Origin of the sequence: Bradyrhizobium sp. ARR65 (assembly GCF_000472385.1) — a bacterium.
Taxonomy (GTDB): Bacteria; Pseudomonadota; Alphaproteobacteria; order Rhizobiales; family Xanthobacteraceae; genus Bradyrhizobium.
Genome location: NZ_AWZU01000026.1, coordinates 86,231 through 107,237 on the forward strand (window position 1 = coordinate 86,231; position 21,007 = coordinate 107,237).

Annotated in this window: 18 protein-coding genes and 1 tRNA gene; 9 read left to right on the forward strand and 10 right to left on the reverse strand. The window is 63.9% G+C overall.

The genetic code is table 11. The features are described 5' to 3' along the window. Positions 1-14: 14 nt before the first annotated feature. Positions 15-602 (forward strand): alpha-ketoglutarate-dependent dioxygenase AlkB, encoded by a 588-nt coding sequence (locus F758_RS44570; RefSeq protein ID WP_035723048.1) that lies wholly within the window; start codon positions 15-17, stop codon positions 600-602. Positions 603-614: 12 nt separating this feature from the next. Here the strand turns inward: F758_RS44570 and F758_RS0125805 are convergent, their stop codons facing one another. The 5 genes from F758_RS0125805 to cpdR form a co-directional block, all read right to left on the reverse strand. Beyond that, positions 615-1,175, reverse strand: a complete 561-nt coding sequence (locus tag F758_RS0125805; protein WP_024510589.1) for a DUF488 domain-containing protein — start codon at positions 1,173-1,175, stop codon at positions 615-617. A gap of 54 nt (positions 1,176-1,229) precedes the next feature. Continuing rightward, entirely contained in the window at positions 1,230-1,445 is a 216-nt protein-coding gene (locus F758_RS0125810) for a hypervirulence associated TUDOR domain-containing protein (protein ID WP_024510590.1), read from the reverse strand. A 133-nt stretch (positions 1,446-1,578) separates the two neighbouring features. After that, positions 1,579-2,544, reverse strand: coding sequence for a Bug family tripartite tricarboxylate transporter substrate binding protein (locus tag F758_RS0125815; RefSeq protein ID WP_024510591.1), 966 nt, complete (start codon positions 2,542-2,544; stop codon positions 1,579-1,581). A 436-nt stretch (positions 2,545-2,980) separates the two neighbouring features. After that, a tRNA-Val gene (locus F758_RS0125820) sits at positions 2,981-3,055 on the reverse strand. Between the two features lie 95 nt (positions 3,056-3,150). Next, positions 3,151-3,510, reverse strand: coding sequence for a cell cycle two-component system response regulator CpdR (cpdR, locus tag F758_RS0125825; RefSeq protein ID WP_024510592.1), 360 nt, complete (start codon positions 3,508-3,510; stop codon positions 3,151-3,153). Positions 3,511-3,822: 312 nt separating this feature from the next. Between cpdR and F758_RS0125830 the strand changes: the two genes are divergently transcribed. After that, positions 3,823-4,710: an N-formylglutamate amidohydrolase gene (locus F758_RS0125830; protein WP_024510593.1), complete on the forward strand. Its 888-nt coding sequence runs from the start codon at positions 3,823-3,825 to the stop codon at positions 4,708-4,710. Positions 4,711-5,333: 623 nt separating this feature from the next. Further along, positions 5,334-6,116, forward strand: coding sequence for a histidinol-phosphatase (gene hisN, locus F758_RS0125835; protein ID WP_024510594.1), 783 nt, complete (start codon positions 5,334-5,336; stop codon positions 6,114-6,116). Positions 6,117-6,209: 93 nt separating this feature from the next. Here hisN and F758_RS0125840 read toward each other — a convergent pair whose 3' ends face one another. Both F758_RS0125840 and F758_RS0125845 read right to left on the reverse strand, forming a co-directional pair. Beyond that, positions 6,210-6,599 (reverse strand): tautomerase family protein, encoded by a 390-nt coding sequence (locus tag F758_RS0125840; RefSeq protein WP_024510595.1) that lies wholly within the window; start codon positions 6,597-6,599, stop codon positions 6,210-6,212. A 121-nt stretch (positions 6,600-6,720) separates the two neighbouring features. Further along, on the reverse strand, positions 6,721-7,617 hold the full coding sequence (locus tag F758_RS0125845) for a LysR substrate-binding domain-containing protein (protein ID WP_024510596.1): 897 nt from the start codon (positions 7,615-7,617) through the stop codon (positions 6,721-6,723). Positions 7,618-7,704: 87 nt separating this feature from the next. Between F758_RS0125845 and F758_RS0125850 the strand changes: the two genes are divergently transcribed. Both F758_RS0125850 and F758_RS0125855 read left to right on the forward strand, forming a co-directional pair. Then, positions 7,705-8,466 (forward strand): sulfite exporter TauE/SafE family protein, encoded by a 762-nt coding sequence (locus F758_RS0125850; RefSeq protein WP_024510597.1) that lies wholly within the window; start codon positions 7,705-7,707, stop codon positions 8,464-8,466. 227 nt (positions 8,467-8,693) lie between these two features. Continuing rightward, on the forward strand, positions 8,694-10,493 hold the full coding sequence (locus F758_RS0125855) for an adenylate/guanylate cyclase domain-containing protein (RefSeq protein ID WP_024510598.1): 1,800 nt from the start codon (positions 8,694-8,696) through the stop codon (positions 10,491-10,493). 4 nt (positions 10,494-10,497) lie between these two features. On the opposite strand, the gene F758_RS0125860 is transcribed toward F758_RS0125855, so the two are convergent. Both F758_RS0125860 and F758_RS0125865 read right to left on the reverse strand, forming a co-directional pair. Beyond that, positions 10,498-11,142 carry a LysE family translocator gene (locus F758_RS0125860; protein WP_024510599.1) on the reverse strand — a complete coding sequence of 215 codons (645 nt, stop codon included), beginning with the start codon at positions 11,140-11,142 and terminating at the stop codon, positions 10,498-10,500. Positions 11,143-11,148: 6 nt separating this feature from the next. Then, positions 11,149-12,096: an alpha/beta fold hydrolase gene (locus tag F758_RS0125865; RefSeq protein WP_024510600.1), complete on the reverse strand. Its 948-nt coding sequence runs from the start codon at positions 12,094-12,096 to the stop codon at positions 11,149-11,151. Positions 12,097-12,329: 233 nt separating this feature from the next. Here F758_RS0125865 and F758_RS0125870 point away from each other — a divergent pair, with 233 nt between their 5' ends. Beyond that, positions 12,330-12,806 carry an Hsp20 family protein gene (locus F758_RS0125870; RefSeq protein WP_024510601.1) on the forward strand — a complete coding sequence of 159 codons (477 nt, stop codon included), beginning with the start codon at positions 12,330-12,332 and terminating at the stop codon, positions 12,804-12,806. A gap of 247 nt (positions 12,807-13,053) precedes the next feature. On the opposite strand, the gene F758_RS0125875 is transcribed toward F758_RS0125870, so the two are convergent. Beyond that, complete coding sequence (locus F758_RS0125875; RefSeq protein ID WP_024510602.1) at positions 13,054-13,794, reverse strand: hypothetical protein; 741 nt, start codon at positions 13,792-13,794, stop codon at positions 13,054-13,056. Between the two features lie 418 nt (positions 13,795-14,212). Between F758_RS0125875 and gltB the strand changes: the two genes are divergently transcribed. From gltB to F758_RS0125890, 3 genes are all read left to right on the forward strand, one after another. After that, positions 14,213-18,946, forward strand: coding sequence for a glutamate synthase large subunit (gene gltB / locus F758_RS0125880; RefSeq protein WP_024510603.1), 4,734 nt, complete (start codon positions 14,213-14,215; stop codon positions 18,944-18,946). Between the two features lie 153 nt (positions 18,947-19,099). Continuing rightward, positions 19,100-20,554, forward strand: coding sequence for a glutamate synthase subunit beta (locus tag F758_RS0125885; RefSeq protein ID WP_024510604.1), 1,455 nt, complete (start codon positions 19,100-19,102; stop codon positions 20,552-20,554). 207 nt (positions 20,555-20,761) lie between these two features. Next, positions 20,762-21,007 (forward strand): hypothetical protein (locus F758_RS0125890; RefSeq protein ID WP_024510605.1); only part of this gene is annotated, 246 nt, incomplete at its 3' end.

A 21,007-nucleotide genomic window follows, 5' to 3' on the forward strand; every position in this document is an offset into this window, starting at 1 on the left:
GTCACGGTTGGTTGATGACTCAGCTCGCGCTCTTTGAACAAGAACACGCGACCGGTCCGCAAGGACTGCGCTATATGCCTGAATTCGTCCCTGCGGCGACGGAGCAGGCGTTGATCGCGCACATTACCGAATTGCCGTTAAAGCCGTTTCAGTTCGGTGCGTTCGAAGGCCATCGTCGGGTCAAATCGTTCGGCTTCCGCTACGACTATACCGAGCAGCGGCTGGTCGGGGCGGAGCCGATCCCGCGATGGCTCCACGGCATCGCGCACGCGGTCGAGGCCTTTGGCGATTTGCCCGAGCACAGCGTGCGCCAAGTGCTCTGCACCGAATATGATGTCGGCGTCGGCATCGGCTGGCACCGCGACAAGCCGCATTTCGAGAAAGTCTTCGGGCTCTCGCTGGGCTCAGCCTGCAAGTTCCGCTTTCGCCGCCGCATGGGCGACAAATGGGAGCGGTTTACGCTGCAAGCCGAGCCGCGCTCGCTTTATCTGATGGACGGCGAGGCGCGGCGGGTCTGGGAGCACAGCATCCCCGGCGTGGAGCAGCGCCGCTATTCGATCACTTTTCGCACGATGAAGCGTGACAGCGGCACGCGGGGCTGAAGATTTCGGCCTCTACGGCTGCTCACCGAACAGATCACGCTGCTCCGGCGGATAAATCATACTGCCGTCGGCTTGAGGCCTTGCTGCCTCATTCATCTTCGCCTCTTCGACATGTCCGGGGCCGAGAATGTGCAACACCGTCTCGCCGGCCGCGAGCAGGTAATCGGTGATGATGCGGCGATGGCAGCGCCACCACACGGTTTCCGCGCACATGATGGCGCAGCGCTGCGCGTGACCGCGTTCGCGCAAGTGCCTGAGGCCCTCGCGAAACGGCTTGCTCATGGCATAGTCGGCATAGTTGTGAAAACTGTCGTTCTCCCAATAGCCATTGAGGTGCGCCGGCACAGTGCGTTCGCGGCCGCGCAGGCCGCCGAGCGCCGCCATGTGCTCATAGGCGATGGCGAACGGCATCAGCGATTGCGGCAGGGTGTCCCGGTTGTATTGCGGATTGGTGCGCGAGCGCGGCACGGTGCGGACGTCGACGAGCAAGTTGACCTCGACGCTGCGCAGGAGATCGACGAACTCATGGAGAGTCCGGGTCCCGTGGCCGATGGTGTAGAATGGATGCGGCATCCGCAAATCCAGCTTGCATGCGAAGGCGCTGCTCTCGTTGCGCCGATCGGGACGTCAACGCGCAAGATGCCGTAATGCGCGCCCCTTGTGCAGGGCGATATGATCGGTCTTGTCGCTCTTGATCTCGTATTGCGGGTCGTCGGGGCTGGCGTGATGGATATAGCCCTTGTAGTTCACGTCCTTGGTGTGCACGCGCAGGACGGTGCCGCGCACGCGCCCCGCTTCGGAATTCCAGCTCACGTGATCGCCGACTTTGAATGTTCTCGCCATGAGGACACCCGCAACGAGACCGAAAGACGCCCACTACAGGAGCACCCGCAATCAATATAAGCGCGAACCGCGGCTTCCGGTTGCATATTGAGCCCCGCGCCGCGGCACGCCCGCGGGCATCAACGCAAGCCGGTCAATCGGCCTTGATATCGGCGTCACGCACCACGGGAAGCCATTTGGCGTCCTGGCCCTCGAGATAGGTCCTGAACTCCGCAGGTGTCATGATGACCGCCTCCGCGCCCAGTTTCGTGAATTTCTCCACGACGGCCGGATCCTTCAGGATCGCCGCCGTCACCTCGTGCAGCGTCTCGACGACGGCGGCCGGGGTACCGGCGGGCGCGAACAGGCCGGTGAAGGACTGCGCGTCAAACGTGGCATAACCGAGTTCGGCGAAAGTGGGCACGTTCGGCAAGGTCGACAGCCGATGGGCGCTGGTCACGGCCAACGCGCGGAGTGCTCCGCTCTTGATGTAAGGCAGCGCGACCGAGATATGGTCGAACGCGAATTGCACGTGCCCGGCGACGAGGTCGTTGGTCGCGGGCGCGTTGCCGCGATACTGCACGGTGGTCCATTTCACGCCGAGCGTAGACTGCGCGAGTTCGCCCAGGAGATGGTTGGTCGTGCCGGCGCCGGGAGAGGCCATCGTCACTTTGCCTTGCCGCTCGCGCACGAGGGCGAAAAATTCCTTCGCCGTGCGGGCCTGCACGGAGGGATGCACCTCGAGCACCAGCGGCGTCATCGAGATCGTGGTGATCGGAGCGAAATCCCGCTTCCATTGATAGGCATCGCGCTTGTTGATCGCGGGCGCGAACAACACCGGGCCGTTGGCGCTGACGAACAGGGTGTAGCCGTCATTGACAGACTTCGCGAAGGCCTCGCCCGCAGCCAGCCCCTCGGAACCGGGCTTGTTTTCGACGATGAAGGGCTGGCCGAGGCGCTCCTGCAGCTTGCCGGCCAGGATGCGGGCGGCACCATCGACATTGCCGCCGCGCGGATAGGGGACGATGATGCGAACATTGCGGATCGGCCATTGCTCGGCCGCGGCCGGGGCGGCCAATGTTGCCGCGACGACAGCAAGCATGATGGCCAAAAATCTCATCGCATTCTCCGGAAGACCTTGCGGCGGTTCGAACCCGCCTGATTGTTTGAGCGCCGATCGTTACCGCTACGATGGCGGTCCGATCCCACTGCCATCATTCGGTCGGGAACATTGAGCTGTCGACCGAATTATGCCGGCCCTGCCCCTGTTGTGGACAACGCAGCGTGACCTGATGGCGCGCGAATCGAGGGGCGCACATCTCAGAGAGAGGTTTGAGACTGAATGTCGTCGGAACCGACCGGACGCCCCGCATTTCCGGCCGTCCGTCTTCGCCTTCGCTGTGCTCCAGCTACGCCGGACACGGTTCGCCCTTCGGGGCTATGCGCGGAGAGCGGCCCGCCTTCGCCAACGCTTCGGCGGGGCAGCCTTCGCTCACTTCGCTATGAAAGCGCGGAACGTGGCTTGCCCAGCCGTAGCTCGCGAAGCGAGCGAAGGCTGGTGGGCACGACAGGGATCGAACCTGTGACCCCTACCATGTCAAGGTAGTGCTCTCCCGCTGAGCTACGTGCCCGAAAGGTCTTAGATCGGTTGCGGTCCGTATATCGGCTCAGGCGCGGGCAGGCAAGGACCGTTGCCCCCGGTCGGCGCCGATTTTGGACGGCCGAATCAGGCCGCCAGCATCTTGTTCACCTCGCTGACCAATTCGCGCAGGTGCACCGGCTTGGACAGCACCTTGGCGTTCTTGGGCGCTTCCGAATCGGAGTTCAACGCCACCGCGGCAAACCCGGTGATGAACATGATCTTGATGTCGGGATCGAGCTCGGAGGCGCGCCGGGCAAGCTCGATACCGTCCATCTCCGGCATCACGATGTCCGTGAGCAGCATCTCGAACGGCTCCTCGCGCAGCCTCTGATAGGCCGACATGCCGTTGTCGTGAGGGGAAACCTGAAAGCCGGCATTTTCCAGCGCCTTGACCAGGAAACGGCGCATATCGTTGTCGTCTTCGGCGAGAAGGATCTTGGGCATGGACGGACTTTCGGCGGATCAGGGCGTTTACTAAGCCCGACAGACGGTAAATTTCGGGTGAAAGTCGGTCGGGCACAATCAACCCAAACCTACATCTATTTCTGAACCGGAACGCGCCCTAAATCAATCAGAGCGGCGAGCCCGACGCCTCTTGAGAGACGTTTTGAGAGACGTTCCAGCCCGAGCGAAGACTTTTTCGCTTGGCAGAATGATTGTGATTATCGACAATGCACGCCCACAAAAGCCCCGCTTTCTGGCAGAATCGCGTCAGCGAGCTCGAAGCGGATCAGAAGCGAAGGGACGGCGCCCGACATGACCCGGCTTGATGGCGAAGTGTCGCCCGCGTTCGAAATCATCGAGCCGGAGGCGTGGCGGGCACCGATCATCTTCAACTCTCCGCATTCCGGCTCGGTCTATCCAGAGGCTTTCCTGAATGCGTCCCGGATCGACCTGCCGACGCTGCGCCGCTCCGAAGATTCCTTCATGGACGAGCTGATCGGCAATTTGAGCGCGCTCGGATTTCCTGTCGTGCGGGTCAATTTTCCCCGCTCCTATGTCGATGTGAACCGCGAACCTTACGAGCTCGACCCCCGCATGTTCTCCGGGCGGCTGCCCAGCTTCGCCAACACGCGCTCGATGCGGGTCGCCGGCGGGCTTGGCACGATCCCACGGGTGGTCGGCGACGGTCAGGAAATTTACCGCGAGCGGCTGTCGGTTGAGGATGCGCTGAGCCGGATCGAGACATTGTACAAGCCCTATCACCGGGCGTTGCGCCGGCTGATCGCGAAGGTACACCAGAGTTTTGGCACCGTCGTTCTGGTGGATTGCCACTCCATGCCGTCGATCGGAGTGTCGCGGGATGAGCCGCGGCGACCGGACGTGGTGATCGGCGACCGCTACGGCACGAGTTGCGCGCCGGTCCTGCCCGACATGGTCGAAGAGACCATGATCCGTCTCGGCTATTCGGTCGGGCGCAACAAGCCCTATGCCGGCGGCTTCATCACCGAACATTACGGCAATCCGGCCAGCGGCCTTCACGTGGTTCAGCTCGAATTGAACCGGGCGGTTTATATGGACGAGCGGCGGCGCGAGAAGGGACCGCGCTTTGCGCAAGTGGCCGCGGATTTCGGCACGCTGGCAGAGACGCTGGCGAACGTTCCCCTCGGGGACCTCGGCCCGTTCCAGGCCGCCGCGGAGTAAAGTCAATTCTCGCTCGACGGTCATCCCGGGGCGCGCAAGGCGCGAACCTCAGACGCGCAATCGCGCATCGGGGAATATCGAGATTCAAGGTTCGGTGCTTGCGTGCCCCGGAATAACGGAGCCAAGAACTGAGCGACGAGCTGAAACGATGGCCAAAAGAAAAAAGGGCCGCTTGTGATGACAAGCGGCCCAAGTCTAGGGAGGAAACGCCCAAGGAGGGCAGCGATAGCCAGCGGCTACCGCACCGCAACAATATGCGACCGCGCTGCACAAAGCGCAAGGGTTTTTGACGCTTTTTCCATGCAAAATTCGCAGCCCTGGCAGAACCGCAACGGTTCCCCCTCGGCACGACATCCTGCTGTATTTTCAAATACTTACCCACTAAAGCGGTTCGCAGCGAGCCGCCCGTGCCCTGCAAATCCGGCAGCTCTCGATTTCGTGATCACTTTCGATACCAAGGAATTCGCCTGGTAGCTCGACAAATTCGGCATTCAAAATGCCAGCCGAAAACTCTTCACTCCCGTCGCGCAGCGGAACGGATTGGGCTAGGCAGGAACGCAGGAACAGGGACTCCATCCGCTCGCTCCCTGTTCCCGGCTCGCTCTCGATTTTAAGGAATCGCCGTGACGGTCATCGATTTCAAAGCCTTCATCGGGCGCCTGGCGACGACCTCCGGCGAAACCATCCTGCCGTACTTCCGCACCTCCCTGTCGATCGAGGACAAGAGCCTCAACCGCGATTTCGACCCCGTGACCGAGGCCGACCGCGCAGCGGAAGCCGTGATGCGGCGGCTGATCAAGGCCAGTTTCCCCCAACACGGCATCGTGGGCGAGGAATTCGGCAATGAACGCACCGATGCCGAATATGTCTGGGTACTGGATCCGATCGACGGCACCAAATCCTTCATCGCGGGCTTTCCGATCTGGGGCACGCTGATCGCACTTCTGCACAAGGGCATGCCAGTGTTCGGCATGATGCACCAGCCCTTCATCGGCGAGCGCTTCTCTGGGGACAACGGCTCGGCCCGATACCAGGGCCCATCGGGCGAACGGCGGCTCGCGGTGCGCCGCTGCGCCTCACTGCAAGAAGCCACCTGCTACACCACGAGCCCGCTTCTGATGAATGAAGCTGACCGAGATGCCTTTACGCGCGTGCAGAACACCGCACGGCTCGCGCGCTATGGCGGCGACTGTTATTCCTACTGCATGCTCGCGGCCGGCCATCTCGACCTCGTGATCGAGACCGAGTTGAAGCCCTACGACATCGCCGCGCTGATCCCGATCATCACCGGCGCCGGCGGCATTGTCACCACCTGGGAGGGCGGACCCGCCCAGAGTGGCGGCCGCATCATCGCGGCGGGTGATCCTCGGGTGCACGAGGCGGCGCTGAAGCTGCTCAACGGCTGACAATCCCATGGCGCTTGCCCATGGCGCTTGCGCTCGCAAATGACGCCGGAGTTCGGGCGCGTCTCCTCGATTCGCGCAGCTCGGCGAGTGCTCCTAGACCGTGATCTCGTAGCCGATGTCGAGATCCGAGGCGGCAACCCCGCCCCGCATTCCCACGCTTTCCGGCGGCACCTCGATCAATATGACTTTGATGTCGCTTGCTGGGACACCGAAGGGCCCGAGATGCCGGACGATCGCCTTGTAGAGCGACCGCTTGGTGGCAGGCGTGCGGCCCGCAAACATCGTGATCTCGATATGGGTGTAGCGCTCGCCGGCTGATGCCGGAATCGCGAAATGTGTCGGCGGGTGTTCGACGAGGCGCAGCACCTTGTCGTGCTCCGGAGTATGCAGCGTCTCGACGATGGCTGTGTGGATGGCACTCAGGAACGCGGCCCCCTGCTCTTTTATCCAGCCTTGCCTCACCTCGGCCAGAACGTCCGGCATGTCTTCCTCCCATGCGCTGTACATAGACAAGCATGCCCCGGCCCAGCGGCTCGGACAATCCGGGAGTGACCAAGCCCAGCTTCGCCGCAGACGAAGGCTGTTTGTCGGCGCGACGAGCTCATCAACGTGCGACAGCAGTCGAGCGCAGATGCTCCACCAACAGCTTCGCCGGCCGCGGCAGGCTCTTGAAATTGCGGGCGCAGATCACGAGCCTGCGGTCGGCCCAGGAATCCCTGATCCGCACGATCGCGATTGGCATCGACCGCGCGCAGCGTCTGGCTGCAGCTTCCGGCACCACGGCAACGCCGACATCGGCCGCTACCATCTGGCAGATGGCGTCGAAGTCGCGCAGGCGAGCGCGGAAATGCAGGCGCATGCCGAGCCGTGCGGCATGCTTGCCGATATGGACCTGCAGCGCGGTGGCGCTGGTGAGGCCGACAAAGGCGTGACCCGCGGTATCCTTGAAATCGATCTGCCGGCGCCCACCCAAGACGCTGCGGCGCGACGCCACCAAGGTCAGGCGGTCCTCGCTGAAGAGAAAGCGCTCGATGGTCTCGGGCAGTGCGTGCTCGGCGGCGAAGCCGAGATCGGCGGCGCCGCTCGCGATCGCCGCGGCGATGTCGGTGCTCTCGCGCTCCTCGACATCGACATTGATGTCGGGATGCTCACGCAAGAAGCTTGCCAATGCGCGTGGCAGATGTTCCGACAATCCGGATGTGTTGGCGAGCAGGAGCACGCTGGCGCGAACGCCCGAGGCAAAGCGGGCGAGATCGCCGCGCATCGCTTCCACGTTATGGATCACGAGGCGCGCATGATCGAGCAGGCTTTCGCCGGCGGCGGTGAGCTCGACACCGCGGCGGCCACGCTTGAAGAGCGCAACGCCAAACGCCTGCTCCAAGCCCTTGATCCGTTCGCTCGCGGAGGCGAGCGCGAGGTGAGCGCGGTCCGCCCCGCCCGTGATGCTGCGGGCATCCGCCACCGCGATGAAAAGCTGCAGATCGACGAGATCGAAGCGCATGCGAGCCTCCTGCCTTCGGTGTTCTCGAAGGCTGTCTCCGTAACCTCCAGATTGTGCGCATTTCGCCGATCGGTCAATGTGCCCGGCATGTTCGAGCCCATGCTGTTGCTGATCGCCGCCGTCTTCCTGCTTGCCGGATTCGTGAAGGGGGTGATCGGGCTGGGCCTGCCCACGGTCTCCATGGGGCTTCTGGCCGTGACGATGCAGCCGAGCAAGGCGCTCGCCATCGTCATCGCGCCCGCCATCATCACCAATATCTGGCAGACCTTCGGCGGCCCCTATTTGCTTGATATCGTCAAGCGGCTGTGGCCGTTGATGCTGTGCACGGTGGTGGGCAGCCTGTTGAATGCCGGGGCGATGAGCGGGCCTTACGCCCGCTACGGCACCATCGCGCTCGGGCTTCTGCTCGTGATCTACGCCGTCATCGGCTTGCGGCAATTCCGCCTGCGCGTCGAGCGCCGCAATGAGAAATGGGTCGGCGGCATCGTCGGCTTCGTGACCGGTATCATCTCCGCCTCCACCGGCGTGCAGGTGATCCCGTCGATGCCGTTCATGCAGGCGATCGGCATGGAGAAGGACGAACTGGTCCAGGCGCTCGGCGTGTTCTTCACGGTGGCGACGCTAGCGCTCTCGGTCAATGTCAGCGCCGCCGGCATGCTCACCGCGGCCACCGCGATCCCCGGCGGCATCGCCCTGGCGTGCTCCTTCGCCGGCATGTTCGTCGGCCAGGCGGTCCGCGCCAAGATGCCGACCGAGGCCTTCCGCCGCTGGTTCCTGGTCGCGATGATTCTGCTCGGCCTCTATCTGGCGGGCAGCGCGACCTACGAGCTGGGTGTGCACCGGAGCTGATATTCAGGGGCGCATCGCAGGCCGGCCTCCTTCGGGGGCGGCTCCACATTAAGAATATCCCCCGACTTTGCCGGATCTCTGCGACTGCGATGCTTGGCAGCGGTGCCAAGCCTGGCCGAGTTAGGTTACACTCGATTTCCGAAAGGCTTCCGCCGGTAACAAGGTGTTCCCTAGGGCGGGCGGCCCGCCGCGTCCTGATCAGCCTGCAATCTGGAGCGCCCGAATCAATGGAGAGACGTCTCGCGGCCATCATTTGCGCTGACGTCGCCGGCTACTCGCGCATGATGGGCGCTGACGAGGCAGGGACGCACGCGGCCTTCAAGGCGCATCGCGGCGCCATTTACCCCGTTATTCTCAACCATGGCGGCCGTGTCGTCAAAAATACCGGCGACGGCTTCCTGCTGGAATTTCCCAGCATCGTCGGCGCCACGCAAGCGGCCATCGCAATGCAAATGCTGATGGCGGAGCGCAACAAGCACCTGCCGGCCGATCGCGCCATGCATTTTCGCCTCGGCGTGCACATGGGCGATGTGATCGCCGATGAAGACGAGGTCTTCGGCGACGATGTGAACATCGCCGTTCGCCTCGAGCAGGTCGCGCCGCCGGGCGGGCTCGCGATCTCGGCAAAGGCCTATGGCGAGGCCGGCAGGCATCTCGCCGTCACGATGCACGGCGCCGGGAGCCATCGTTTCAAGAACATCGCCATGCCCGTGGACGTCTGGACCTGGCGGCCGACAGGCTCCGACGCGCGCCCTCGGGAGTTCGAGGGAATTCCCGGCCTTTCGGCGCAATACCGGCTGGCGATCGTGGGCGTTCTCCCCTTCGCCAATCTCAGCGACAGCGCCGACGAATATTTCTCCGACGGATTGACGGAGGACCTCATCCACGCGCTCTCGCTGCAATCCTTCTATCGGGTGCTGAGTCGAAATTCGACCTTCCCGTTCAAGGGACAAAGCTTGAGCGCACGCCTGATCGCGCGGGAGATCGACGCGACCTATCTGGTTCAGGGCTCGGTCCGCCGCGCGGGCGCGAAAATTCGCGTGACCGCCGAGCTCGTCGCTCCCGAGAGCGGCGAGCAACTATGGACCGGTCGTTACGACAGGGACATGGGCGAGCTGTTCGCGCTGCAGGACGAGATCACCACGAGCCTGTCGGCGGCGATCGCACCGGAGATTTTTCGCGCCGAGGCTTCCGCGCCGAACCGGTCACCGGCCACCGATCTGACCGCCTGGGATCGCTTCCTGCGAGGTCTCTCCCACTATTATCGCCAGACCAAGGCGGATTTCGAAACCTCGATCGACCTGTTCAAACAGGCCATCGCGCTCGATCCGGCACTCTCGATCGCACACGCCTATCTTGCGACCATCATGGTGCAGGGCGTGCATTATGGATGGATCAAGAGCACCCGCGACCTCTGGAGCTCGGCGATGACGCTCGCGGAGACCAGCGTGCGCCTAGATCCGCGCTCGTCGTTTGCGTTCTCGATCCTGGCCTATCTGCACGCGATGGGCGGGCACCACGAGGCCGCGCAGGATGCGATCAGAAAGGCGGTCGCCTTGAACCCCTACGACATGGGCGCGCGTGGCGTTCAGGGACTATGCCACCTTGCGAGCGGCGAACAGCGAGAGGCGATCGAGCTGTTTTCGATGGCGGTCCAACGCGGCAACAGCGATCCAAGATATCAATGGGCGGCACTTTCCGCGTTCAGCCATTACCTGCTCGGACAATATGATGCCGCGCTGTCCTGGGCGCGCGAGGCGCTTTATTCGAATCCCAATCACCTTCAGGTTCTCGCGATACGCGCTGCTTCGCTCGCGCAGTTGGGGCGGGCCGAAGACGCGACAAAGGCTGCCGGAGTTTTGCTGAAGAACTATCCGGGTTTCACGGTCGAACGGCATTTGCGGAATTTCCGCTGGAAGAATCCTGATGATATCGCCCACTACCGCGATGGGCTTTTGAAGGCGGGCGCGCCCTTCGCGCGACTGACGCTCGTCGAATCCGGCCCCAAGCGCGCGGCCGATTCGTGATGCTTCACCTCGCCTGCAGCAGAGCGATGCGGGCGCCGAGATAGACGAACATGCCACCCAGCGCGCGATTGATCCAGGCCATCGCCCGGCCCGATCCCCTGACACGGTGCGCCGTCCTTGCCGCGAACGCTGCAACGCCGAGGCACCACAGCAAACCGTTGCAAATGAAGATCAGGCCCAGCGCCAGGAAGGCCAGCCCCTTATGCGCCGAATCCGCCGCCACGAATTGGGGCAGGAAGGCAAGGAAAAACAGCGCCACTTTGGGATTGAGCACGTTGGTGAGCGCGCCCTGCCAAAACACAGGGCGCAATGAGATCTCGCTGTCCTTGGTCGCCGTTTGCTCGGGCTGCGCGTGTGCCGTTTGGCGCGACAGCAGCATCCTGATCCCGATGAAACACAGATAGGCCGCGCCGGCCCACTTCACCACCGTGAATGCCGTCGCCGACGCCGCCAGCAGCGCCGAGAGCCCAGCCGCGCAGGCAAAGACATGGACAAGGCAACCGGAGCTGATCCCGAGCGCCGCCGCCGCTCCGCCGCGCCAGCCGAGCTGCGCGCTGCGGCCGACGATGTAGGCCGTATCAGGTCCCGGCGTGATGTTGAGCACGAGACCCGAGACGATGAACAGCCAGAGATCGTGAATGCCGAGCATGGTGTCTCACTTGAACGGCGGCGAGCCCGGGATGAAGGCGTCGAAGGCCGCCCAGAACTGCGAGCGGTAGCGGTCCTGCTCCTGCAGGATCTCGTGCTTGGAGCCGGCGATGACGAGATGCGAGCCGGCGCGCAAGTGATAGGCGAACTCTTCAATCGCCGGCGTCGACACGACAGTGTCGTTGGAGGCCGCGAGCATCAGGATCGGCTGGCGGATTTTCGATGGGTAGTCGTATTTGCGAAAGGTGACCATGGCGCGAAAGGCGCTGTCGGCCCAGGCGACGGTTGGCGCGGCGATGCCAAGCGTCGGGTCCTCGTCCAGGATCGCGGCGTTGCGGGCATAGCGCACGGGATCGCTGGTCACGGGATTGCTGAGGAAAGCGTCGGTACCGGTGAGCTTGCCGCTGCCGCCCGGCACATACTGTCCACCCTGGCCCAAGAGCCGGAGCGCGCGCGCAAATGCGCGCACCGGAAGCGTCGTCAGACGTCCCGGCAGATCGATCATCGGCGCCGACAACACCACGCGGTCGAACCAGCGCTTGCCGGCATGCGCGATCCGCAGCAGCACCGTCCCGCCCATCGAGTGGGCGAGCGCGAAATAGGGCGGCGGGCAATCCGGCAGCACGACCTGCTGCACGAAGCTTTCGACGTCGATCTCATAGTCGGCGAAACTTCGCACATAGCCCTTGCGCGGATCGCGCAACCGCCGCGACGAATGGCCCTGCCCGCGCCAGTCGATCATCGCCACCGCAAAGCCGCGGTCACGCAGATCGCGCACGGTCTCGAAATATTTCTCGATCATCTCGCCGCGCCCGGTGAACACGCAGACCGTGCCCTTGCGGCCCGACGGCGGCAACCAGCGCGCGAAGCGCAGTTCGGCACCGTCAGGGGTCTTGATGATGCCGCTGACCGCGCCCTCGGGGACGGGATTGGCGGGGATGGAGACCAGCGTCATGACGTTTCGCGCGGTAGGTGAAGAGTGCTGGAATTCAAGGGATGGACAAGGGAGGGAACATCAAAAAGGGACGTCGGTCGCGCCCTCTTGAACGCGGATCTCATCCCTCCCATATCACCATCGTGCAGGCCGCTACCAGTGTTTCGGATCTCCGGACATCAGGCTGCACAAGTTTAAAGCCCGGCCCGATGGCGGGCGGGTTCACTGCAACAGTCGCTCAATGGAGGACTTACATGCGTACCTACGATCTCACCCCGTTTTATCGTTCCACCGTCGGTTTCGACCGTCTCTTCTCCCTGCTCGACCAGGTGACCTCGGATGGCAGCCCAGGCTATCCGCCCTACAATATCGAGCGGACCGGCGAGAACGCCTACCGTATCAGCGTCGCGGTCTCCGGCTTCTCGAGGGATGAGCTTTCCATCGTCGCGAAAGAGAACACGCTGACGATCAAGGGCGAGAAAGTCGCCAACGAGAACAGCAAGGACAAGGCCGAAGTGCTCTATCGCGGCATCGCCGCCCGCGCCTTCGAACGTGTCTTCCAGCTCGCCGATTTCGTCGTGGTGAAGAATGCTTCGCTCGAGAACGGCCTGCTCCACGTCGACCTCGTGCGCGAGATCCCCGAGGCCAAGAAGCCCCGGCAGATCCCGATCAACGGTGCTGCGCAAGCTGCGCAGGTGACCAGCGGCTCGGCTGACAAGGCCGCCGCCTAACCGTTGAAATTCTGACGAACTGATCAAGACGCCCCGGAGAAACCGGGGCGTTTTTTGTTGGCCTGCTGCAGCAAGCACGCCAGGCGGCCCAGTCACGCGATCCCGTCATTCCGGGGCGGTGCGCAAGCACCGAACGTGCAATCTCGCGCCATAAGCTCTGGATTCCGGGTTCGCGCGCTTTGCGCGCGCCCTGGAATGACGTTCGCTTGGGGACGCTTGTTTGGGGACGATTGCTGGGGGACTGCCCCTACTCCAGCCCCTGTACCGGGGGCATGGGCTCGGTCGGCTTGATCTGCGACTCCGGCGGCTTGGTCTCGCCGACGGTGGCGCCAATGGCGCTGGCCGGCGGTGGTGTGACCGCCGCTGTTTGCGGCTGCGGCGGGGCGGACTTCTCCGCAGACGACTGCGGCACCCGCTCGGCCGACTTGGCGGGAACCGTGGCCGCCGGCTTCGGCGCGCGACTGGCCATATGCGGGATCGGAGCCGGCGGCCGTGGCACGCCGCGGACCACGGTCGGCATCGGCACCGCGGCCTGTGCTCCGTAAGGCGTCCTCAGCCCGGAATTATCGGTCCTGCCGCCCCAAAAGGCCGGCATGAAACGGATGATCCGTCCGGTGCGACCATCGATCACGAGCCTGCCGTCCTCACCATCCGGATCGATGGCGGAGATTTCGTAGACATAGCCTTGGCGGCGCGGCAGGCCGAACGGCAAGAACCCGTTTTCGCGCAACACTGCGTAGACCTCGCGAGGCGGCAGCAGCGCCGGCTCATAGCCATAGGACTCGGCGCCATAGGGCTCGGCGGGGACGTAAGATGGCGCGCCGTAAGGCGGTGGCGCCGGCGGCGGACCGCCATAGGGGCCATCGAAATCGGACACCAGGTGATAGAATGTCCGGCCGGTATCGGCGGGCGCCGGCGCCTGCGCGCCAGCGGCCGAGACCAAAAGAACTGATACGGCCGAGACGGCCCACCTTGTGAGCAGCTTCATTGCTTTATGGCTCCACTTGAGCCCCCAATGGTTAAGAGTCTTTGGGGATTTCGGCGGTCCTTGGGCCGGATCACGGCGCGCTTGCTTCAAATCCGGGGCGCGCTAAATGTTGACCTGCGGACATGCCAGCCGCGCAAGGACTTTCACGCGCTTGTGTGATAGACAAAAGTTTGGCATGGTCGGTGTTAGGACAGTCTTGCTGTCTCAAATTTTTGGGCAACCCCGGCACTGGGATTGCAGCGAAGATTCGGCGCTTAACGAGCACCGGAAAGTGCAGGCAAGGCCGTTCTGAACGCCAGCGCCTGAAACCTAAAAATCCGGCTCGCGGAGGACGAGCGGTGGCCCGGTGGGTGCCGCGGAACGCCGAAGGTGCGCCGGACGATGAGCCACCGCACCCAGCCGGATTGAGAGGAATAAAATGAGCGGGTTGGAAATCGAGCGCCAAAACATCTTCAGCGATGAATCGTCGGCGGATTTCAACTCGAAACCGGCCGAGGCGACGCGCGAGCACACTTGGCGCCCTGCCGCCGAAGGCCTGTATGATCCGGCGCTGGAGAAGGATGCCTGCGGGGTCGGCTTCATCGCCGACATCAAGGGCCGCAAGTCGCATCAGATCGTCTCCGATGCGCTCAACATCCTCTGCAACCTCGAACATCGCGGCGCTGTCGGCGCCGACCCGCGTGCCGGTGACGGCGCCGGCATCTTGGTGCAGATCCCGCACGCATTCTTCAAGCGCAAGACCGCCGAGCTCGGCTTTGATCTGCCGGAGCCCGGAGAGTACGCCATCGGCGCGCTGTTCATGCCGAGGGACGCGGCATGGCGGAAGGTGATCAAGAGCATCATCGCCGACCAGATCAAGGACGAGGGCCTCACGCTGCTCGGCTGGCGCGACGTGCCCACGGATAATTCCTCGCTGGGCGAGACGGTCAAGCCGACCGAGCCGACCCACATGCAGGTCTTCATCGGCCGCAACGGCGCGGCGAAGACCGAGGAGGCGTTCGAGCGCAAGCTCTACATCCTGCGCAAATCTATCTCGCAGGCGATCTATCAGCGTCGCGACCGCGGCGGCGCCGGCTATTACCCCTGCTCGATGTCGTGCCGCACCGTGATCTACAAGGGCATGTTCCTCGCCGACCAGCTCGGCAAGTACTATCCCGATCTGCACGAGCCGGATTTCGAGAGCGCGCTGGCGCTGGTGCATCAGCGCTTCTCGACCAACACCTTCCCGACCTGGTCGCTCGCGCATCCCTACCGGATGATCGCGCATAACGGCGAGATCAACACGCTGCGCGGTAACGTCAACTGGATGGCGGCGCGGCAGGCATCCGTGAGCTCCGAGCTTTACGGTAAGGACATCAGCCGTCTCTGGCCGATCTCCTACGAGGGACAAAGCGACACCGCCTGCTTCGACAACGCGCTCGAATTCCTGGTGCAGGGCGGCTACTCGCTGCCGCATGCGGTGATGATGATGATTCCGGAGGCCTGGGCCGGCAATCCGCTGATGGATAAGCAGCGCCGCGCCTTCTACGAATATCACGCCGCTCTGATGGAGCCGTGGGACGGCCCCGCCGCGATCGCCTTCACCGATGGCCGCCAGATCGGCGCCACGCTCGACCGCAACGGCCTGCGGCCGGCGCGCTATCTCGTCACCAAGGACGGCCGCATCGTGATGGCGTCCGAGATGGGCGTGTTGAAGATTCCGGAGGAGCAGATCGTCACCAAGTGGCGGCTGCAACCCGGCAAGATGCTCCTGGTCGACCTCGAACAGGGCCGGCTCATTCCCGACGACGAGATCAAGGCCTCGCTCGCCAAGAGCCACCCCTATCAGGAATGGCTCGACCGCACCCAGATCGTGCTCGAGGAGCTGCCGGATGCGCCGACCACGAGCGCGCGCTCCAACCTGCCGCTGCTCGACCGGCAGCAGGCCTTTGGCTACACCCAGGAAGACATCAGCCTCTTGATGACGCCGATGGCCTCGACCGGCGAAGAGGCGGTCGGCTCGATGGGCAACGACACCCCGGTCTCGGCACTGTCTGACAGGCCGAAGCAGCTCTTCACCTATTTCAAGCAGAACTTCGCGCAGGTGACCAACCCGCCGATCGACCCGATCCGCGAGGAGCTAGTGATGAGCCTGGTCTCGATCATCGGGCCGCGGCCGAACCTGTTCGACCTCAAGGGCCTGGCCTCGACCAAGCGGCTCGAGGTGCGCCAGCCGATCCTGACCGATGCGGACCTGGAAAAGATCCGCTCGATCTCGGAGGTGGGCGACAGCCATTTCGTCTCGCGCACCATCGACACCACCTTCCATGCGGGGTTAGGGGCTTCCGGCATGGAGCAGGTGCTGGATGAGCTCTGCGCCCGCGCTGAAGCCGCGGTGCGCGAAGGCGTCAACATCATCATCCTCTCCGACCGCATGGTCGGCACCGACCGGATCCCGATCCCGTCGCTGCTCGCCTGCGCCGCCGTGCATCATCACCTGATCCGCGTGGGCCTGCGCACGTCGGTCGGCATCGTCGTCGAATCCGGCGAGCCGCGCGAGGTGCACCACTTCGCCTGCCTTGCCGGCTACGGCGCGGAAGCGATCAACCCCTATCTCGCGTTCGAAACCATCATCGCGATGAAGGACAGGTTGCCGGCCGCGCTGGACGACCATGAGATCGTCAAGCGCTACATCAAGTCGATCGGCAAGGGCCTTTTGAAGGTCATGTCCAAGATGGGCATCTCGACCTATCAATCCTACTGCGGCGCGCAGATCTTCGATGCGGTCGGATTGAAGGCGGACTTCGTCGCGAAGTATTTCGCGGGCACCCACACCCGCATCGAGGGCGTGGGCCTGAACGAGATCGCGGAGGAGTCCGTGCGCCGCCACAGCGACGCCTTTGGCGAGGCGCAGGTCTACAAGAGCGCGCTCGACGTCGGCGGCGAATATGCCTTCCGCACCCGCGGCGAGGATCACGCCTGGACGGCGGAATCGGTGTCCCTTCTGCAGCACGCGGTGCGTGGCAATTCGCAGGAGCGCTACCGGGCCTTCGCCAAGATCCTCAACGAGCAGTCCGAGCGGCTGCTGACGCTGCGCGGCCTGTTCCGCATCAAGTCGGCCGAAGAGGACAAGCGCAAGCCGGTCCCCCTCGACCAGGTCGAGCCTGCCAAGGAGATCGTCAAGCGTTTTGCCACCGGCGCGATGAGCTTCGGCTCGATCTCGCGCGAGGCGCATACGACGCTCGCGATCGCGATGAACCGGATCGGCGGCAAGTCCAACACCGGCGAAGGCGGCGAGGAATCGGACCGCTTCAAGCCGCTGCCGAACGGCGATTCGATGCGTTCGGCGATCAAGCAGGTCGCCTCGGGCCGCTTCGGCGTCACGACGGAATATCTCGTCAATTCCGACATGATGCAGATCAAGATGGCGCAGGGCGCCAAGCCCGGCGAAGGCGGACAATTGCCCGGCCACAAGGTCGACGCAACGATCGCGCGCGTGCGGCACTCGACGCCCGGCGTCGGCCTGATCTCGCCGCCGCCGCACCACGATATCTACTCGATCGAGGACCTGGCGCAGCTCATCTATGACCTGAAGAACGTCAATCCCGAGGGCCAGGTCTCGGTCAAGCTCGTCTCCGAAATCGGCGTCGGCACCGTCGCCGCGGGCGTTTCGAAAGCGCGCGCCGACCATGTCACCATCGCCGGGTTCGAGGGCGGCACCGGTGCCTCACCCTTGACCTCGATCAAGCATGCCGGATCGCCCTGGGAGATTGGGCTGGCCGAAACTCACCAGACGCTGGTGCGCGAGCGGCTGCGCAGCCGCATCGCGGTGCAGGTCGACGGCGGCTTCCGCACCGGACGTGACGTCGTCATCGGCGCGCTGCTCGGGGCCGACGAGTTCGGCTTCGCCACCGCGCCCCTGATCGCGGCCGGCTGCATCATGATGCGCAAGTGTCATCTCAACACCTGCCCGGTCGGCGTGGCGACGCAGGATCCCGTCCTGCGCAAGCGCTTCACCGGCCAGCCCGAGCACGTGATCAACTACTTCTTCTTCGTCGCCGAAGAAGTGCGGGAGATCATGGCCAGCCTCGGCTATCGCACCTTCAACGAGATGGTGGGCCAGACCCAGATGCTCGACCAGACCACGCTGGTTGCGCATTGGAAGGCCAAGGGCCTCGACTTCTCCAAGCTGTTCGTGCGGCAGAAGGAAGCCAAGGGGCAGAAGATCTATCACTCCGAGCCGCAGAACCATCATCTGGAGGCTGTGCTCGACCGCAAGCTGATCGAAAGGGCTGGACCCGCGCTCGATCGCGGCGCCCCGGTCAGAATCGAAGCCGAGATCCACAACACCGACCGCTCCGCCGGCGCCATGCTGTCGGGTCAGGTCGCGAAGATCTACGGCCATGCCGGCCTGCCGCAGGACACCATCCATGTCGGCTTCAAGGGCACCGCAGGCCAGGCCTTCGGCGCCTGGCTCGCGCACGGCGTCACCTTCGATCTCGAAGGCGAAGGCAACGACTATGTCGGCAAGGGTCTCTCCGGCGGCAAGATCATCGTCAAGCCGCCGCGCAACGGCGGCATCGTGCCGGAGGAGAGCATCATCGTCGGCAACACCGTGCTGTATGGCGCGATCGAGGGCGAATGCTATTTCCGCGGCATCGCCGGCGAGCGCTTCGCGGTACGCAACTCCGGCGCGATCGCCGTGGTCGAAGGCGCGGGCGATCATTGCTGCGAGTACATGACCGGCGGCATCGTGGTCGTGCTCGGCAAGACCGGACGCAACTTCGCTGCCGGCATGTCGGGCGGCGTCGCCTATGTGCTGGACGAGACCGGCGACTTCGACAAGCTCTGTAATCTTGCCATGGTCGAACTCCAGCCGGTGCTGTCGGAGGAGATGGTCAATGAGAGCGCCTACGGCGCGACGGGCGATCTCGAGGCGCACGGCCGGGTCGACGTGTTCAAGAATCTGCTCGGAAGCGACGTCGAGCGGCTGCACGTGCTGATCACGCGGCATGCCAAGGCCACGGGCTCGAAACGCGCCGCCGAGATCTTGGCGAACTGGAAAGAATGGCTGCCGAAATTCCGCAAGGTGATGCCGGTCGAATACCGGCGCGCCCTGCGTCAGCTTCAGGCCAACGCGGACGCCGAGCCGAAAATCGCGATCGGGGCCTAAATAAATCTTCGGCCCTCATGGTGAGGAGGCGCGAAAGTGCCGTCTCGAACCATGAGGCCACCAGCGGGGCCTTCATCCTTCGAGACGCGCGTTCTGCGCTCCTCAGGATGAGGTCCGGAGAAACAAGTTAGAGCGGCAGGGACTACGGGTTAAATGGGCAAGGTCACAGGTTTTCTGGAAATCGAGCGGCACGATCGCAAGTACGCGCCCGTCGCCGAGCGCATCAAGCACTTCCGCGAGTTCGTGGTTCCGCTCCCTGAGAAAGAGCTGCGCGACCAGGCCGCGCGCTGCATGAACTGCGGCATTCCCTATTGCCACGGCACAGGCTCCGTTGCGCCGGGCACGCCGGGCTGCCCGGTCAACAACCAGATCCCCGACTGGAACGATCTCGTCTATCAGGGCAATTGGGAAGAGGCCGCGCGCAACCTGCACTCGACCAACAACTTCCCGGAATTCACCGGGCGCATCTGCCCCGCGCCATGCGAAGCGTCGTGCACGCTCAACATCGATGACAACCCGGTCACCATCAAGACCATCGAATGCGCGATCGTCGATCGCGCCTGGGAGAACGGCTGGGTCAAGCCGGAGCCGCCGCAGCAGACGACCGGCAAGAAGGTCGCGGTCGTCGGCTCGGGACCGGCCGGCCTCGCCTGCGCACAGCAGCTCGCGCGCGCCGGGCACGAGGTGCATGTGTTCGAGAAATACGCCAAGGCCGGCGGGCTTCTGCGCTACGGCATTCCCGACTTCAAGATGGAAAAACACATCATCGACCGCCGCATCGCGCAGATGGAGGCGGAAGGCGTGGTGTTTCACTACGGCGTGCATGTCGGCGGCAGTGGCAGCGGCGCGCTCGATCCGCAGGCCATGCTGAGGGATTATGACGCGGTGGCGCTCACCGGCGGCGCCGAGGCTCCGCGCGATCTGCCGATCCCCGGCCGCGGTCTTGCCGGAATCCATTTCGCGATGGATTTCCTGCCGCAGCAGAACCGCCGCGTCGGCAAGGAGCCGATCACTGGTGCCGAGATTCTTGCGACCGGCAAGCATGTGGTCGTGATCGGCGGCGGCGATACTGGCTCGGACTGCATCGGCACCTCGTTCCGGCAGGGCGCGAAATCGGTCACACAGCTCGAGATCATGCCGGCGCCGCCCGAGCGCGAGAACAAGGCTCTGACCTGGCCGAACTGGCCGGTGAAGATGCGCACCTCCTCGAGCCAGGCCGAAGGCGCGCAGCGCGATTACGCGGTGCTGACGCAACACTTCTCCGGCGCCGACGGCAAGGTCACGAAGCTGCACTGCGTCCGCGTCGACAGCCAATTCAAGCCGCTGCCCGGCACCGAGTTCGAGCTCGATGCAGAGCTCATCCTGCTCGCGATGGGCTTCGTCCACCCGGTGCATGAGGGTCTGTTGAAGCAGCTCGGCGTCGAGCTCGACCCGCGCGGCAATGTGCGGGCCAACACGGCCGATTACCAGACCTCGGTGCCGAAGGTGTTTTCGGCCGGCGACATGCGCCGCGGCCAGTCGCTTGTGGTGTGGGCGATCCGGGAGGGTCGGCTGTGCGCGCAATCGGTCGACCGTTTCCTGATGGGACGGACGGACCTGCCGCGGTGATGTTCAGTCTTCGTCTGGAGAGAGGGCAGACGTCGCGCTGAGCGAACCAAGAGGACGCACGCCCAACTCCGGCGTCATTGCGAGCGCAAGCGAAGCAATCCAGTCTCTCTTCACGGATGCAGTCTGGATTGCTCGTCGCTTACGCTACTCGCAATTGTGCATGTTCACTAATTCGCTGATCGAATCCAGCCCAGCAGGGGGGATTCGATGCGCGACAACAGCTTCGACCGGACGATTGAACGGAATTACATTCAGAAGTGGCGGTTCTTGATCGCAGAATATGAGGAGGTGAAAGCGGGGCGATCGGCGACATTCCGCCGGGTCGGGGATTTCTACCGCCACCACGGCACGTGCTCGCAGACCTTCCGGAAGTACTATAACCGGTATCTGCGCAGCGGCGCGGAGGCCGACCTGCTGCCGCAGCGCCGTGGACCAAAATGGCGCGAACGCCGC